The sequence below is a fragment of the Streptomyces sp. NPDC055025 genome (assembly GCF_053608565.1).
The window spans coordinates 18,615-37,774 of record NZ_JBSGVS010000010.1; the positions used below are offsets into that span (position 1 = coordinate 18,615).

Below are 19,160 nucleotides of genomic sequence, written 5' to 3' on the forward strand. Positions count from 1 at the left end.
GGGGACTGATCTGCTTGGGGAGGCGCGGCCAACGTGTCGGGTATCGAAGAAGTCATCGGGTACTGGCGTGACTTGCCGGCAGTGTCCTCGGCCGAGACAGCGCTGCCGACCGATCGTCCGTATCCCGCGGTGTGCTCGGGGAACCGGGCCGTACGGACCAGGAGCATGGCCGTACGGACGACGAGCGAGACCTCTCTCGCCGCCTTCTTCGCGCTCCTGCACCGCTACGGCGGCGCGGCCGGCATCACCGTCGGACACGAGGCACTGCCGATCCATGTCCAGCTCGGCGACGCTCCGTCGTTCCGTGAGCTGGTGGAGCGGGTGACCGAGGCGCGGGCCGCCGCCGGGGAGCACCGGCTTCCGCTGTCCGTCCTCGTCGACGAGCTGCGGCCCGAGCCCACACGCGCGGGCGGACACTTCTTCAACACCGCCTTCGACATCGCCGCCGCCGTCGCGCCCGACGCGGACGCCGACGCGGAGCCCGGGACGGACCCGGCCACGGACACCGGCTCCGGGACTCCCGTCGGCGGCGCTCGGACGGAGGAGCTGACCGGCCCTCTGGATCTGGCGCTGAGCGTCGCGCCGGGGTCGGTCTGGGTGACATACCGTCAGGACCTCTTCGACGAAACGACCATCGACCGGCTGCTGGGCCACTACGAGACCCTGCTGACGGACGGACTCGCCCGCCCCGGCACGGCGGTCGCCGAGCTGGAACTGACCACCGCGCCGGAACGGCATCGACTGCTCGTCGAGCGGAACGCCACCGAGCACTCCGTCCCGGCCGCCACCTGGCCCGCCATGTTCGCGGAGCGGGTCGAGCGGCACCCCGACGCGATCGCGCTCGTCTTCGAGGACGAGCGGTACACCTACGCCGAGCTGGACGAGCGGGCCAACCGGCTCGCCCACGCGCTGATCGCCCGCGGTGCGGGCCCCGAGCGGGTCGTGGCCCTCGCCCTGCCCCGCTCCGCCGAACTGATCGTCGCCGAGGTCGCCGTACTGAAGTCCGGCGCCGCGTATCTGCCCGTCGACCTCGACTACCCGGCGGACCGGATCGCGTACATGCTGGCGGACGCCGAGCCCGTCTGCCTGCTGACCACGGCGGGGTCCGTCGGCGACCTCCCGTCGGAGGACGGAGTCGCCCGCCTCCTCCTCGACCTCCCGGAAACCGTCGCCGAGCTGGCCGGGAATCCCGCGCACGATCCCACCGACGCCGACCGCGGCGGCGCGCTGTCCGTCCTGAACGCCGCCTACGTCATCTACACCTCGGGATCCACCGGCCGGCCCAAGGGCGTCGTCCTCGCCCACACCGGTGTCGCCAAACTCGTCGCCACACAGAGCGAACGCTTCGGCATCGGGCCGCGCAGCCGCGTGCTGCAATTCGCCTCGCCCAGCTTCGACGTGGCCTTCTGGGACCTGTGTCTCGGGCTGCTCTCCGGCGGACGTCTCGTCGTCGTACCGAGCGAGCTCCGTGTCCCCGGTGCGCCCCTCGCCGACTACGCGAACGCGCACGGGATCACCTTCATGATCCTGCCGCCCGCCCTGCTCGCGGCGATGCCCGAGGACGCCCGGCTGCCCGCCACCGCGACCCTGCTGGCCGGTACCGAGCGGGTCTCGCCCGAGCTGGTGGGCCGGTACGCGCGCACCCGGATGATGTTCAACGCGTACGGTCCGACCGAGGCCACCACCAACTCCACCCTCGGTCTGTGCGACCCCGACACCCCGGCCGGCGCGGTCGTGCCCATCGGCGTCCCCGACCCCGGCACCCGGGCCTATGTACTCGACGCACGCCTGCGGCCCGTCCCGGACGGTGTGCCCGGTGAGCTGTACCTCGGCGGCGCGGGACTCGCCCGCGGCTATCTCGGCAGGCCCGGCCTCACCGCAGAGCGGTTTGTCGCCGACCCCTTCGGCGCGCCCGGCGAGCGGCTCTACCGCACGGGCGACCTGGTCCGCTGGAAGGCCGACGGACGGCTGGAGTTCCTCGGCCGCGCCGACACCCAGATCAAGATCCGCGGCTTCCGTGTCGAACCGGGCGAGATCGAGTCGGTGCTGCGCGGGCACCCCGCCGTGGACCAGGTCTCGGTCGTCGCCCGCGAGGACCGGCCGGGGGAGCGCAGGCTCGCCGCGTACATCGTCCCCTCGCTCGACAGCGGGCCCGGCGACGGGACCGCGCAGGTCGAGGAGTGGAAGGACCTCCACGAACTGTTCTACGGCGCCGCCGGATCCGAGGGCCGCAGCGAGGGCACGTCCGTCCGCGAGAACTTCGCGGGCTGGAACAGCATGTACGACGGCACCCCCATCCCCGTCGACGAGATGCGGGAGTGGCGCGACGCCACGATCGACCGCATCCGTGAACCGGGCACCCCCCGAAGGGTTCTGGAGATCGGCGTCGGCAGCGGACTGATCCTGTCCCGCCTCGCACCGGACTGCGAGACGTACTGGGGTACGGATGTCTCGCACGAAGCGGTACGGGCGCTGCGCGCCCAGGTGGACGCGGTGCCCGGCCTGGCCTCCCGGGTGGAGCTGAGCGCCCGGCCCGCCCATGACACCGACGGCCTGCCCGAGAGCTTCTTCGACACGGTCGTCATCAACTCGGTGGCCCAGTACTTCCCGAGCGCGGACTATCTGTCCGACGTGCTGCGCAAGGCCGCGGCGCTGCTGGCGCCCGGCGGCAGGATCTTCGTGGGCGACATCCGCAACCTCCGGCTGCTGCGCACCCTGCGCGCCGCCGTGGAGAGCCGCCGGCCGGCCGCCTCCGAGGACCCGGACAAGACGGCCCCGCGGGCGGCGGTGGAGCGCTCGGTGAGCTGGGAGGGCGAACTGCTCCTGGACCCCGACTACTTCACCGATCTGCCGGGGCTGCCGGACTTCGAGGCGGACGTGCTCGTCAAGCGCGCCACGCACCACAACGAACTGAGCCGCTACCGCTACGACGTGGTGCTGCGCGCGCGGGAGACGGCTCAGGCCGGCCCGGTCCGCACCGCTCCGTCGGTCCCAGGGGAGAGCGAGGTGCGCTGGTCCGGGATCGAGGGCCTCGCCGCGCTGGACGAGCTGCTGATCACCCGGCCCGTCCGGGTCCGTGTCACGGGCGTGCCCAACGGGCGCCTCGGGGAGGACCTCTCGGCGCTGCGCGCCCTGGAGGACAGCAGCACCCCCGCCCCCGACGGCATCGACCCGGAGGCCTTCCACGCGCTCGCGGGCCGGCACGGCTACCGCTGCGCGGTCACCTGGAACGGACACGCCGACGACGGCCGCCTCGATGTCGTGCTCACCGAGGGCCGGACGCCTCCCGGCCCGTCGTACCGGCCGGGCGGGACCTTCCCGTACGCCAACCGGCCCGCGCCCTTCCGCGACATCACCGCGCTGATGAGGACCCTGCGCGCCCACAGCGCGGAACGGCTCCCCGAGTACATGGTGCCGTCGGCCTTCGTACCGCTCGACCGGCTGCCCGTCACCCCCAGCGGAAAGCTCGACGAGAAGGCGCTGCCCGCACCGGACTACGGGGCCCTCAGCTCGGGCCGGCCCCCGCGCGACGCCCGCGAGGAACTGCTCTGCCGGCTCTACGCCGAGGTGCTCGGACTGCGGTCGGTCACCATCGACGACGACTTCCTCGCGGTCGGCGGCGACAGCATCAACGCCATCCAACTGCTCGTCCGGGCCCGCGAGGCGGGTGTCCGGCTCACCACGCGGGATGTCTTCCGGCACCGTACGGTCGCCGCTCTCGCGGCCGTCGCCGTCGACCGTACGGAGGGAGGCACCGAGGCCGCCGACGGTCCCCTCCTCGCCCTCACCCCGGACGAGATCGCCGAGATCCAGGGCGCGGAACCCCTGCTCATCGAGGAACTGCTGCCGCTCGCCCCGCTCCAGCAGGGCTTCCTCTACCACGCCCTCGCCGACGGCTCCGACGCCGACGCGTACACCGTCCAGCAGATCATCGAGCTCGCCGGACCGGTGGACGGCGAAGCCCTGCGCGCCGCGGCGCGGACCCTGCTCGACCGCCACGCCCCGCTGCGCGCGGCCTTCCGGCAGTACGGCCCCGACGGCGCCGCCGCGCAGATCATCGCGGGCGGTCTCACACTGCCGTGGCGCGAGGTCGATCTGTCGGCCCAGGACGCCTCCGTCAGGAAGTCGCTCGCCGAGGCCGTCGCCGCCGACGAACGGTCCCACCGCTTCGATCCGGCCCGGCCGCCGCTGCTGCGCTGCGCTTTCGTACGGTACGGTCCCGAGCGTGGCGCGCTCGTCCTGACGTTCCATCACATCATCGCGGACGGCTGGTCGTTGCCGGTCCTGCACCGTGAGCTGATGGCCGCGTACGGCGGCGGTGCCTCCGCACTGCCCGAGGTCGCCCCGTACCGCGACCATCTGCGGCGCGTCGCCGCTCTCGACCGCGAGGCCGCCCGTGCGACCTGGCGCACCGCGCTGTCCGGTCTCGACGAGCCGACCCGGCTGGTGCGGACCCCGGCCGGCGGCGCGCCGATCCGGCCCGGACAGATCCGGATCGAACTCTCCGAGCGGACCACCGGGCGGCTGGCCGCGCGGGCGCGTGAACTCGGGGTCACCCTCGGTACCGTCGTCCAGGGCGCGTGGGGCCTGCTGCTCGGCAGGCTCACCGGCCGGCAGGACGTGGTGTTCGGCACGACCGTCTCCGGACGCGACGGCGAGGTCGACGGCATCGAGTCGATGGTGGGCCTGTTCATCAACACCCTGCCGACCCGGTTCGGCTGGCAGCCGGCCGACACGCTCGCGGCGCTGCTCGGCCGCCTCCAGGACGAGCAGGCCCAACTGCTGAACCACCAGCACCTCGGACTGGCGGAGATCCAGCGGATCGCGGGCCTCGGGGGCAGCGGCGAACTCTTCGACACACTCCTCGTGTTCGAGAACTATCCGGCCGACACCGATCTGCGGGACCCGTCGGACACGGTCCGTATCACCGGCCACGAGTTCCACGACGCCGTCCACTACCCCCTGGCCCTCATCGTCAAGCCGGGCCGACGGCTCGATCTGCGCCTCAAGCACCACGCCGAGCGGCTGAGCGGTGACGCCGTACAGGCCATGGCCGGCCGGCTCTCCCTGATCCTGGAGACACTCGCCGACGATCCCGCGCGGCCGGTCGCGCGGATCGGTCTGTTCTCGCCGCGGGAGCTGGCCGAGGCGGAGACGCAGCTCACCGGAGCGGAGCGCGAGGTCCGCCCGGTCACCCTGTCCGCCGCCTTCGAGGAGCAGGCGGCGCGTACCCCGGCCGCGACGGCCGTCGTCTTCGGCGACGAGCGTCTGACCTACGCCGAGCTGGACGCCCGCGCCGAATCCCTGGCGCGGCGGCTGCGCGCCCGTGGCGCCGGTCCCGACCGGGTCGTCGGGGTCGCCGTCCCGCGCTCCACCGAGCTGATGGTCGCGCTCCTCGGCGTCCTCAAGTCCGGCGCCGCCTATCTGCCGGTCGATCCGGACTACCCCGCCGAGCGGGTCGCCCACATGCTGGCCGACTCGGGTGCCCGTACGGTCGTCACCGTCGCGGACTCCGTTTCCCGGCTGCCGGAGACCGAGGGGCTCACGGCGCTCGTCCTGGACGCACCGGGGGACGGTCCCGACACGCCGAAGGACGAGTCCCCCGAAGGGACTTCCGGTGCCCAGGCAGGTCCGGACGACCCCGCCTATCTCATCTACACCTCCGGCTCCACGGGCCGCCCCAAGGGCGTCGTCGTCACCCATCGCGCCGTCCGCAACCGGCTGGCCTGGATGCAGGGGGAGTACGGCCTCCGGCCCGACGACCGGGTCCTCCAGAAGACACCGTCCAGCTTCGACGTCTCCGTGTGGGAGTTCTTCTGGCCGCTGACCGAGGGCGCGGCCGTCGTCCTCGCCAGGCCCGACGGACACCGGGACCCGTCCTATCTCGCCGGGCTCGTCCGCGAACAGGGCGTCACCACCCTGCATTTCGTACCGTCGATGCTCGAAGCGTTCCTCGGCTCGGAGGACGTCACCGGCGATCCCGGCTGGGCCGCGACCCTGCGCCGCGTCTTCAGCAGCGGCGAGGCCCTCACCGCCTCCGCCGCGAGCCGCTGGCACGCGCTCACCGGGGTGCCGCTGCACAACCTCTACGGACCCACCGAGGCGGCCGTCGACGTCACCCACCACACCTACCGCCCCGGCGGCGGATCCCGGGACAGCACCGCCGTCCCCATCGGACGGCCGGTCTGGAACACCGGACTGCGGGTGCTCGACGCCTGTCTGCGGCCGGTCCCCGCCGATGTCCCCGGCGAGCTGTATCTCACCGGCGTCCAGTTGGCGCGCGGCTACCACGCCCGGCCCTCGCTGACCGCCGAGCGCTTCACGGCGGACCCGTACGGCCCGCCCGGCAGCCGGATGTACCGCACCGGCGACCTGGTACGGCGGCGCCCCGACGGTACGGTCGAATACCTCGGCCGCACCGACCGGCAGGTCAAACTCCGCGGCAACCGGATCGAACTCGGTGAGATCGAGGCCGCTCTCGTCCGCCGGCCGTCCGTCGCCCAGGCCGCCGTCACCGTCCGCGAGAACGCCCTCGTCGCCTATGTCGTCGGTACGGGGAACGAGGCGCCGGACGCGGCCGGGCTCCGGGCCGCACTCACCGGAGTCCTGCCCGCCCACGCGGTGCCCACGGCCTATGTCGTCCTGGACGCCCTGCCCCTCACCCCGAGCGGCAAGCTCGACCGGGCGGCCCTGCCCGCACCACAGGCCGTACGGGCCGAGGCGCGCGCCCCCCGCGACGCACGCGAACGTGTCCTCACCGACATCTTCGCGGCCGTGCTGAAGCTGACGGACGTCTCCATCGACGACGACTTCTTCCTGCTCGGCGGCGACAGCATCAGCTCCATCGGTGTCGCCGGCCGGGCCCGCCGCGCGGGCCTGGACATCGGCCCCCGTGACATCTTCGAACACCGCACCCCGGCCGCCCTCGCCGCCGCCGCGACGCCCACCGCTCCGCGCGAGCCGGACCGGCCGGCCGGGTCCTCCTTCGTGCTCACCGCCGAGGAGACCGCCCGGGTGGAGCGGCTCGCCCCGGGCGGAATCGAGGACATCTGGCCGCTCGCGCCCCTCCAGGAAGGGCTGTTCTTCCACTCCACGTACGACGAGAACGCCCTGGACGTGTACACCGTCCACGAGTCGTTCGACTTCGCGCGCCGGATCGACACCGGCCGGCTGCGCGCCGCCGTACGGACCCTGCTCGCCCGCAACCCCGCCCTGCGCGCCGGATTCACCAGCGAGGGGCTGCGCCAGCCGGTGCAGTTCATCGTCCGCGACCCCGGGATCCCGCTCGAAGAGACCGACCTCACCGGCGTCCCCGCCGCCGAGCAGGACGAGCGGCTCCGCGCGCTGATGGACGAGGAGCGGACCCGCCGCTTCGATCTCACCGAGCCGCTGCTCTTCCGTATCCTGCTCATCCGGCTCGGTGAGGAGCGCGGCGACCGTCTGGTCATCGGCCGCCACCTCATCCTCTGGGACGGCTGGTCCGCCTGGCTCTTCCTCGACGAACTCTTCGCCCTGTACGAGAGCGGCGGCGACCCGGCGGAGCTGCCGCGCCCCGGCTCGTACCGCGACTATCTGACCTGGCTGGAGCGACAGGACACCGACGAGGCCACCCGTGCCTGGCACACCGCTCTCGACGGGCTGGACGAGCCCACCCTGCTCGTCCCGGCCGCCGCCGACCGGGGGCTCGAACCCGTGGTCCCGGAGAGCCTCGACTCCGTACTGACCACCGAGGCGAGCGAGCGGCTGCGCGACACCGCGCGCCGCCACGGCCTGACCCTCAACACCGTCCTCAACGCGGCCTGGGGACTCACCCTCGCGAGCGCCACCGGCCGTACCGATGTGGTCTTCGGCACGACCGTCGCGGGCCGGCCGAGCGAGGTGCCCGACGTGGCCGACATCATCGGGATGTTCCTCAACACCGTGCCCGCGCGGATCGCCTTCGACCCGGCCGAACCGGTCGTCGACCTGCTGCGGCGGGTGCAGACCGAGCGCCTGGAGCTGCTGCCGTACGAGTATCTGGGCCTGGGGGTCCTCCAGGCGGAGAGCGGCCACCGCCGCCTCTTCGACACCCTCTTCGTCCTGCGGAACGCCGACACCGAGGACCGGCTCGCCGTGCTGCGCGACCGGCACGGCGCCACCGCCGTCGCCAATGTGGACGCCACCCACTACCCCGTGAACCTGGTCGTCACCCCGGGCCGGCGCATCCGTGTCACCCTCTCCCACCGGCCCGATGTGATCGAGAGCGGCCAGGCGCACGACCTGCTGGCCCGGTTCACCCTCCTGCTGGACGGACTGACCGCCGACCCCGCCGCTCCCGTCGGCGCCCTCGACCCGCTGCTGCCCGCCGAACGAGCGGCTGTGGAACGGGAGAACACCGCCACCAGGGAGCCCGTCCCGGACGAGACGGTCGCCGATCTGCTCGCGGCCCAGGCCGCCCGCACCCCCGACGCGACCGCCCTCGTCTTCGGCGCCCGGACGCTCACCTACGCCGAGCTCGACGCGCGCTGCGACCGGCTGGCCCGGCTGCTGATCTCACGCGGCGCGGAGCCCGAGCGGGTGGTGGCCCTCGGACTGCCGCGCTCCATCGACATGGTCGTGGCGCTCTTCGCCGTCCTGCGCACCGGCGCCGCCTATCTGCCGCTGGAACTCGACTACCCCGCCGACCGTCTCGCCCTGATGCTCGACGACGCGAAGCCGGTGCTCCTGCTCTCCACCGCCGAGGTCTCGGACACACTCGAAGGAGACGTCCCGCGCGTCCTGCTGGACGACCCGGCCGTCGAGGCGGAACTCACCGCGCTGCCCGCGGGCCCGGTGCGCGTCGGCTTCGGCCTGGACCACCCCGCCTACGTCATCTACACCTCCGGCTCCACCGGCCACCCCAAGGGCGTCGTCACCCCGTACCGCGGTCTGACGAACATGCAGCTCAACCATCAGAAGGAGATCTTCGGCCCGGCCATCGCCTCGGCGGGCGGCAGGCGCCTGCGCGTCGCGCACACCGTCTCCTTCGCCTTCGACATGTCCTGGGAGGAGCTGCTCTGGCTCGTCGAGGGACACGAGGTGCACATCTGCGACGAAGAGCTGCGCCGTGACGCCGAGGCACTGGTGGCGTACTGCGAGACCCACCGGATCGACGTCGTCAACGTCACCCCGACCTATGCCCATCTCCTCATCGAGGAAGGGCTGCTGGAGGGACACCGGCCGCCGCTCGTGCTGCTCGGCGGCGAGGCCGTCACCGAGACCGTCTGGAACCGGCTCCGCGACACCGACGGCACCTACGGCTACAACCTCTACGGGCCCACCGAATACACCATCAACACCCTCGGCGGCGGAACGGACGACAGCGCCACCCCGACCGTCGGGCGCCCGATCCGCGCCACCCGGGCACACATCCTGGACTCCTGGCTCCGTCCGCTCCCCGACGGGGTTCCCGGCGAGCTGTACATCGCGGGCGTCGGTCTGGCCCGCGGCTATCTCGGCCGGCCGGGGCTGACCGCCGAGCGCTTCGTGGCCGACCCGTTCGGTGAGCCCGGCGAGCGGATGTACCGCACGGGCGACCTCGTACGGCGGCGGGCGGACGGCAATCTGGACTTCCTGGGCCGCACCGACGACCAGGTCAAGGTGCGCGGATACCGGGTCGAGCTCGGCGAGATCGAGACCGCGCTCAGCCGGCACCCGCGGGTCGCCCAGGCCGCCGTCATCGCGCGTGACGACCCGTCCGCGCCCGGTACCCAGCGCCTGGTCGGCTATGTCGTCCCGGCCGAACTCGACGACGAGAGGCGCGAGGAGGCCGAGCGCGCGCAGATCGGTGAGTGGCAGGAGATCTACTCCGCCGAGTACACCGAGATCAGCACCGCCGTCTTCACGGAGGACTTCGCCGGCTGGGACAGCTCGTACGACGGCACGCCCATCCCGCTGGAGCACATGCGCGAGTGGCGGGCCGCCACGGTCGAGCGGATCCGTGAGCTGCGGCCACGCCGGATCCTGGAGATCGGCGTCGGCTCGGGGCTGCTGCTCTCGCAGCTCGCCCCGGCGGCCGAGGCGTACTGGGCCACCGACTTCGCCGAGCCCGTCATCCGCAAGATCGGCGAGGATCTGCGACAGGACCCCGAGCTCGCGGCCAAGGTCGAGCTGCGGGCCCGGCCCGCCCATGACGTCGACGGTCTTCCCACCGGATTCTTCGACACCGTCGTCATCAACTCGGTGATCCAGTACTTCCCGAGCGTCGGCTATCTGACCGATGTCATCAACAGCGCGATGGACCTGCTCGCCCCGGGCGGAGCGCTGTTCGTCGGCGATGTGAGAAACCTCCGGCTGGCCCGTGCCTTCCAGACGGCCATCCAGCTCACCAAGGCCGAGAAGGGCACGGATCCGGCGACCGTCCGGCGGGCCGTGGACCGGGGCATCGCGCTGGAGAAGGAACTCCTCGTCGATCCGGACTACTTCACCACCCTGGGCTTCGGCGTCGACCTGCGGACCAAGGCCGGACGTCACCAGAACGAACTGACGCGGCACCGCTACGACGTCGTCCTGCACCGGGGTCACGACGACGCCCTGGAGCTCGCCGACGCTCCGGTGACCGACTGGGCGGGGCACGAGTCGCTCGCTGGGCTCCTCGAAGAGCGGCGTCCCGAGCGGCTGCGCGTCGTCGGGGTGCCCGACGCCCGGACGATCGGCGAACTGGCCGCCGTACGCTCCCTGGACGAGGGCCGTCCGCACGGCGTCGCGCGGGAAGGCGTCGAGCCCGACACACTGCGCGAGCTGGGCTCCCGCCTCGGCTACCGGGTGCTCACCACCTGGTCCGCGCGACTCGGCGCGTACGAGGCCGTGCTGATCCGGGAGACGGACACCGGCACCGGATTCCGGGTGACCACCGGTCTCTACCGCCGCGCGGACGGTGACGCGCCGTACGCCAACGCGCCCACCACCGCGCGCGGTGCCAGCGGTCTCGTACGGCAGCTCCGCGACGACCTCAGGGAGCGGCTGCCCGACTACATGGTGCCGGCCGCCTTCGCCGTCCTGCCCCGGCTGCCGATGAACGACAACGGAAAGCTCGACGTACGGGCGCTGCCCGAGCCCGAGCCGGCCGTCGCACAGGGCGCGGGGCGCGGTCCGCGCACCCCGCAGGAGGAGATCCTGTGCCGGCTGTTCGCCGAGGTGCTCGGCCTGCCCGGGGTCGGCGCCGAGGACGACTTCTTCGATCTCGGCGGACATTCCCTGCTCGCCACCCGGCTCATCAGCCGCGCCCGTAACGAGCTGGGCGCCGAACTCGCCATCCGCGATCTCTTCGAGGCCCCGACCCCGGAGCTGCTCGCGGACCGCACCGGCGGCGCCCGTCCCGCGCGCCCCGCCCTGGCACCCGGGGCGGTCCGGCCCGAGCGGCTCCCGCTCTCGGCCGCGCAGCGCCGGCTGTGGCTGGTGCGGCACATCACCGACGACAGCGGGGTCGCGTACAACTTCCCGCTGGTCTTCCGGCTGCGCGGCACACTCGACCTGGCCGCGCTCCGGGCCGCGCTGCGCGATGTCGCGGGCCGCCACGAAGCCCTCCGTACCCGGTTCGAGGAGCACGAGGGCGAGCCGTACCAGCGGATCGTCCCGGCCGACGAGGCCGACCCCTCGTTCACCGTGACCGACTGCGCCGAGGCGGACCTGCCCGCGCGGATCGAGGAGGCCCAGCGCCGCCCGTTCGATCTGAGCACCGAACTGCCCCTGCGGGCCGAGGTGCTCCGGCTCGCTCCCGCCGACCAGGTGGTGGCCCTCGTACTGCACCACATCACCACCGACGAGTGGTCCGACCGGCCCTTCCTCGCCGATCTCGGCGTCGCCTACGCGGCACGGGCCGCCGGCCGGGTCCCGGAGTGGGAGCGGGATCTTCCGGCGCAGTACGCCGACTACACGCTCTGGCAGAACCGCCTCCTGGAGGAGGTGGGGGAGCGGCAGCTCGCCTACTGGACCGAGACCCTGCGCGAGCTGCCCGAGAAACTGGCACTGCCGCTGGACCGCGAACGGCCCGCCCGGTTCACCGGCCGCGCGGGAGTGGTACGGGCGCAGCTCCCGGCCGGGACCGGCAGCGCGCTGCGCGAGCTGTCCGGCGCCCAGGGCGTCAGCCTGTTCATGCTGTTCCAGGCCGCGACCGCGACCCTGCTGCACCGGCTCGGCGCCGGGGACGACATCCCGCTCGGCGCGCCCATAGCCGGGCGCACGGACTCCGCCCTGGACGATCTGGTCGGATTCTTCGTCAACACGCTCGTCCTGCGCACCGACCTGTCGGGCGATCCGGCCTTCACCGAACTGCTCTCCCGGGTGAGGGAGTCCGCCCTGGCGGCCTTCGAGCACCAGGACCTGCCCTTCGACCGGGTCGTCGAGGCCGTCAACCCGGTCCGGGCGGCGGGCCGCAACCCGCTGTTCCAGGTGATGATCGGCTACCACTACCGACCCGACGGAGACCCGGACCTCTTCGGCCTGGACACCGAGTGGTTCGACATGGACACCGGCATGGCCAAGTTCGATCTGGACTTCACCTTCGTCGACCACGGCGGCGACCGGCCCCTGACCCTGCTCCTGGAGTACGCCACCGACCTGGTGGACCCCCCGACCGCGGACGGGCTCGTCGAGCGGCTGGTGGCTTTGCTGGAACAGGTCGTACGGGCCCCCGAACAGCCCGTGGGGGCGCTGCGGATCCTCACCGACGCCGAGGCCCTGGCCGCACGGACCACCTGGAACGACACCGACCGGCCGGTCGAACCCCGCACGGTCCCCGAACTCTTCGCCGAGACGGTACGCGCGAGGCCCGACGCCACCGCCCTGGTCACCGCCGGCGGCCGGCTCACCTTCGCCCAACTGGCCGAGCGCGCCGAGGACATCACCCGCGCGCTGCTGCGCCGGGGAGCCGGTCCCGAGACGGTCATCGGTCTGGCGCTGCCCCGCGACGAGATGGTGCCCGCGATCCTCGGCGTACTCGCGTCGGGCGCCGCGTATCTGCCGCTCGATCCCGACCATCCCGCGCACCGGCTGGAGTTCATGCTCGCCGACGCGGCGCCCCGGTGTGTGCTCACGACCGCCGCCCTCGCGCCGAGACTGCCGGAAGGGCGGGAACTCGTCCTGCTGGAGACCCTCGGGGACGAACTCCCGGACGTCTCCGAGGAGCGGGAGCCCGGGGGGACCGGCCGCGCCCCGCGTCCCGCGTCGGCCGCGTACGTCATCTTCACCTCCGGGTCCACCGGCACCCCCAAGGGAGTGATCGGCACCCACCGGGGCCTCAGCAACCTCTTCGGCTCGCACCGCCAGGACCTGATCGAGCCCGCGGAACGGGCCGCGGGCCGGTCCGCCCTGCGCGCCCTGCACGCCGCCTCGTTCAGCTTCGACGGCTCCTGGGAGCCGATGCTGTGGCTGCTCGCGGGCCATGAGCTGCATGTCGTGGACGAGGCCACCATGACCGATCCGGCCGCGCTGCTCGGGCATCTGGTGGCCGAGCGGATGGACTTCGTCGATGTCACTCCCACCTATCTGCGCGAGTTGACCCACCACGGCTTCCTCGACCCCGGCGGCTATGTGCCCGGTGTCGTGGCGGTCGGCGGCGAGGCCACCCCCGCCCCGGTGTGGGAACGGCTCCGCGCGCTGCCCGGTACGGCGGTCCACGATCTGTACGGACCCACCGAGTGCGCCGTCGACTCCTACGGCTGGCACGGGGAGGCGGACGGTCGCACCTGGGCCGCGCCGCTCGCCAACATCCGTGCCCATGTCCTGGACGCGGCGCTCCGGCCGGTCCCGGCCGGAGTGGCCGGTGAGCTGTATCTCGCGGGAGAGGGCCTGGCCCGCGGCTATCTGAACCGGCCCACGCTGACCGCGGAACGGTTCACCGCCGATCCGTTCGGCCCTCCCGGCGGGCGGATGTACCGCACCGGTGACCTCGCCAGGCGCCGTGCGGACGGCACCCTGGAGTTCCTGGGCCGGGCGGACGACCAGGTCAAGCTGCGCGGTCTGCGGATCGAGCCGGGCGAGATCGAGTCCCTCGTCGGCGCGCACCCCGGGGTGGCGACGGCAGCCGTGGTCGTACGGGAGGACACCCCGGGCGTACCGCGTCTGGTCGCCTACGCCGTACCCGCGCCGGGACACACCCTGGACCCCGACGAGCTGCGGACCCACACGGCCGCCGCGCTGCCGGCGTACATGGTTCCGGCGGCGTTCGTCACCCTGGAGGCGCTGCCGCGGACCGTCAGCGGGAAGCTCGACCGTGCCGCCCTTCCCGCGCCGGACTTCTCCGCCGGCCCGGCGGGCCGGCGCCCGCGCACCCCCGCCGAGGAGATCCTCTGCGGGCAGTTCGCCGAGGTGCTCGGTGTTGAACGGGTCGGTATCGACGACGACTTCTTCGCACTCGGCGGCCACTCGCTGCTGGCGATGCGTCTGGTGGCGAAGGTCCGTGCCTCGCTCGGCGCGCACCTCTCGCTGCGTACGGTCTTCGACGCGCCGACCGTGGCCCGGCTGGCCACGGCCCTCACCGGAGAGGGGGGGACCGGCGGGCAGCGGCCCCCGCTCATCGCGCTCACCGAGGGGGAGCGTCCCGAGCGGCTGCCCCTGTCGTCCGCGCAGCGGCGGCTCTGGGTCCTGTACCAGGTCGAGGGCGCGGGCCCCACGTACAACATCCCGTCCGCCTGGCGGCTGTCCGGCGCGCTCGACACCGACGCGCTGCGTGCTGCCGTGGGCGATCTGGCGGAGCGCCACGAGACCCTGCGTACGGTGTTCCCGGAGGAGTCCGGCACCGCGTACCAGCGGATCCTGCGCCAGGGCGAGTACGAGATCCCCGTGGACGTCGTGCCCGCCGACGAGGGAGGCCTCGCCGGACTGCTGGCCGAAGCGGCGGCGTACGGCTTCGAGCTGGACCGTGAACCGCCCCTGCGCGTACGGGTGTTCCGGCTGGCCGAGGACGAGCACGTCCTGCTGGTCCTGGTGCACCACATCGCCGGGGACGAGTGGTCCGAGCAGGCCCTGACCCGGGACCTGGCCACCGCCTACACCGCGCGCGCGGCGGGCCGGGCGCCCGGCTGGGCACCCCTGCCCGTGCGGTACGCCGACTACACCCTGTGGCAGCGGGCCGTACTGGGCGACGAGAAGGACCCGGACAGCGTGGCGTCCCGGCAGCTCGCGTACTGGAAGGAGACCCTGTCCGGTCTCCCCGAAGAGCTGGCGCTGCCCACCGACCGGCCGCGCCCTGCGGAGAGCAGCTACCGGGGCGGCGCCGTCGACCTGTCCCTCGGCCAGGAGCTGGCGGACTCGCTGCGCGAACTGGCACGCGGCGCCGGCGTCAGTATGTTCATGCTGATGCAGTCCGCTGTCGCCGCCCTGCTGACCCGGCTCGGGGCCGGTACGGCCATCCCCATCGGCAGCCCCATCGCGGGGCGCCCGGACGAGGCGCTGGAGGACCTGGTCGGGTTCTTCCTCAACACCCTGGTCCTGCGCACGGACACCTCCGGTGATCCGGGTTTCCGTGAACTGCTGGCCCGGGTCAGGGACGCCGACCTCGCCGCGTACGACCATCAGGACGTGCCCTTCGAGCGGGTGGTGGAGGTGCTCAACCCGCCGCGCTCACTGGCCCGCCATCCGCTGTTCCAGGTGATGGTCGTCTATCTCGCGGCGGGAGCGACGGGTCCGGCGCTGCCGGGACTTCTCGCGCGCGAGGAGGAGGTCGGCCAGGACACCGCGAAGTTCGACCTGTCCTTCGACTTCGTGGAGCACGCGGACGGCGGCGGCGTCCACGGCGTCCTCGAATACAGCACCGATCTGTACGACCGGGCCACCGCGGAAGCGATCGCGGAGCGCCTGCGCCGCGTCCTGCGCGCGGTGGCGGCGGAGCCGGATCTGTCCATCGGCCGGATCGACATCCTGGGCGAGGACGAGCGGGAGCGGATACTGCGGCGGTGGAACGCCCGGGAGCTGCCCGCCGCACCGACCACCGTGCCCGCGCTGTTCGAACGGCAGGTACGGCGCACCCCCGACGCCCCCGCCGTCGCCTCCGACGGTGTCGAACTGACCTACGCCGAACTCGACGCGGGTGCCAACCGGCTGGCCCGGCTGCTGATCGAGCGGGGAGCCGGTCCCGAGCGGATCGTCGCGCTGGCGCTGCCCCGCACCGCCCACACCCTGCTGGCGATCCTCGCCGTGCAGAAGGCGGGCGCCGCGTATCTGCCGGTCGACCCCGATGTCCCGGCGGCACGCACCGCCGGGATGCTGGCCGACGCACGCCCCGTACTGACCCTGACCACCCGCGCGCTCGCCCCGCTGCTGCCGGACTCCGGGGTGCCGGTCCTGGTGCTCGACGCCCCGGAGACCGTGGCCGGGCTCGCCGCGTACGACCCCCGGGATGTGACGGACACGGACCGCGCGAACGCGCTGCTGCCGGGCCACCCGGCCTATGTGATCTACACCTCCGGATCGACCGGCCGCCCGAAGGGGGTCGTCATCACCCATGAGACGGTCGGCAATCTCTTCCACAGCCACCGGGAGACACTGTACGAACCGGCTGTCGCGCTGACCGGCAGGCGGCGGCTGCGGGCCGGGCACGCCTGGTCGTTCTCGTTCGACGCGTCCTGGCAGCCCCAGTTGTGGCTGCTCGACGGACACTGCGTCCATGTCGTCTCCGAGGAGACACGGCGCGACCCCGAGCTGCTCGCGGCGGCCGTCGTCGAGCACGGTTTCGACTTCCTCGAAGTGACACCGTCGTTCTTCGCGCAGATGGCCGACACCGGGCTCGTCGCGGACGGCGCCTGCCCCCTCGCCGTGATCGGCGTCGGCGGTGAGGCCGTACCGCAGGCGCTGTGGGAGCGACTGCGCGGGCTGCGCGGCACGGAGGCGTTCAATCTGTACGGGCCCACCGAGTCGACCGTCGACGCGCTCGTGGCGCGTGTACGCGACAGTGACCGGCCCCTGGTCGGCCGCCCCGTGGCGGGCACCCGGGCCTATGTGCTCGACGACTTCCTGCGGCCCGTGCCGCCAGGGGTGCCCGGCGAGCTGTATCTCGCGGGCGGCGGGCTCGCCCGCGGCTATCTGGACCGGCCGGCGCTGACCGCGGAACGATTCGTCGCCGACCCCTTCGGTCCCCCCGGCTCCCGGCTCTACCGCACGGGTGACCTCGCCCGCTGGACGGCGGAGGGGATGCTCGACTATCTGGGCCGGGCTGACGACCAGGTCAAGATCCGCGGATTCCGTGTCGAGCTGGCGGAGATCGAGGACGTGCTGGCCGCGCACCCGGAGACCGCGCGGGTCGTGGTGAGCGCCCGGCAGGACGGGCCCCGCAAGCAGCTGGTGGCGTATGTGGTGGCCGCCGCCGGGCAGTCGCCCGACCCGAGCGGACTGCGCGCGCATGTCGCCCGGCATCTGCCGGACTACATGGTCCCGGCGGCGGTGGTCCTCCTGGAGCGGCTGCCGGAACTCGCCAACGGCAAGCTCGACCGGAAGGCGCTGCCCGCGCCCGACTTCACGGCGGTCTCCTCGGGACGCGCACCGCGTACCCCCGAGGAGAAGGTCCTCTGCGGTGTCCTCGCCGATGTCCTGGGGCTGGCACGGGTGGGCGTGGACGACGACTTCTTCACGCTCGGCGGCGACAGCATCATGGCGATGCGGCTCGTCAGCCAGGCACGGGCGGCCGGGGTACGGATCACTCCGCGTCAGGTCTTCCTGCACCGCACGGTGGCGGGCCTGTGCTCCGTCGCCGTCGAGCGGACCGCCGTCGCACCGGGCGCGGCACGCACCCCGTACGACGGCACGGGCCATGTCCCGCTGACCCCGGTCATGCACTGGCTGCGCGAACTGGGCGGTCCCTTCAAGGGCTACCACCAGGCGGCACTCGTCCGGACCCCGGCGGCGCTCGACCTCCCGAAGCTGCTGAGCGTGGTGCGGGCGCTGGCCGACCGGCACGACATGCTGCGGGCGGGACTGGTGCGCACGGGCCAGGACGACTGGTCCCTGGAGGTCCCGCCCGCCGGCACCATCGACATCGGCACCTGGGTCGAACGGGTCGACGCCACCGGCCTGGACGACGACGCCCTGCGCGAGTGCGTCGCGGAACGGGCCCGTGCGGCCCGGGGGGCGCTCGACCCGGAGACCGGCGCGGGGGTCAGGGCGGTGTGGTTCGACACGGGCGACCGGCCGGGCCGACTGCTGCTGATGGCCCATCACCTGCTGGTCGACGGTGTCTCCTGGCGGGTGCTGCTGCCTGATCTGGCGGTGGCGTGGCAGGACGTCTCCGAGGGCCGTCCGGCCCAACTCGCCCCGGTCGACACGCCGTTCCGGCAGTGGGCGCACCGGCTCACCGAACTGGCACAGGAGCCGTCCCGTGAGGCCGAGCTGCCCCTGTGGACGGCCGTTCTCGACGGCGCGGAACCGCTCCCGCCGATCCGGCCGCTGATCCCGGAACGGGACACGGCGGACACCGTACGGGAGGTGGAGCTGCGACTGGACCCGGAGCGCACCGGCCCCCTGCTGTCCACCGTGCCCTCCGTCCTCGGCGGAAGCGTCAACGACGTCCTGCTGACAGGGCTCGCTCTCGCGCTGGCCGACTGGCTGCGGCGCCGCGGCGCGAGCGCGAGCGGCGGGGTGCTGGTCGATCTGGAGGGCCACGGCCGCGAGGAGGAGCTGACCGACGACGCCGATCTGTCCCGTACGGTCGGCTGGTTCACCAGCGTCTTCCCCGTCCGGCTCGACCCGGGGCCGGTCGATCTGGCCGACGCCCTCGCCGGCGGCCCGGCCGCGGACGAGGCACTGCGGCGGGTGAGGGAGCACCTCGCCGCACTGCCCGCCAATGGCGTCGGCTACGGCATGCTGCGCCATCTCAACCCCCGTACGGCACCCGTCCTCGCGGCACTGGAAGCGCCGCGGATCGAGTTCAACTACCTGGGCCGCTTCGACGTTCCCGAGGCGACCGACTGGTCCTACGCCCCCGAGGAGGACGCGGCGGACATCGGCTCGGAGCCGGCGATGCGGGAGGGCCACGCACTGGGCATCAACGTCGTCACGGAGGACCGCCCCGACGGGCCGGTCCTGGCCGCCAACTGGTCCTGGCCGGCGGCCGTGCTGGAGGAGAAGGACGTCAGGGACCTCGCGCAGACCTGGTTCCGGGCGCTGGAAGCGCTGGTGGCTCGCGCCGCCGCGCGTATCGAGGAGAAGTGAAC

At 73.1% G+C, this 19,160-nt stretch carries 1 protein-coding gene; it reads left to right on the top strand.

Annotated features, from left to right (window positions below):
• The first annotated feature begins 102 nt into the window (after positions 1 to 102).
• Positions 103 to 19,158 carry an amino acid adenylation domain-containing protein gene (locus ACWGDX_RS08810; RefSeq protein WP_453623769.1) on the top strand — a complete coding sequence of 6,352 codons (19,056 nt, stop codon included), beginning with the start codon at positions 103 to 105 and terminating at the stop codon, positions 19,156 to 19,158.
• The last annotated feature ends 2 nt before the right edge of the window (positions 19,159 to 19,160 follow it).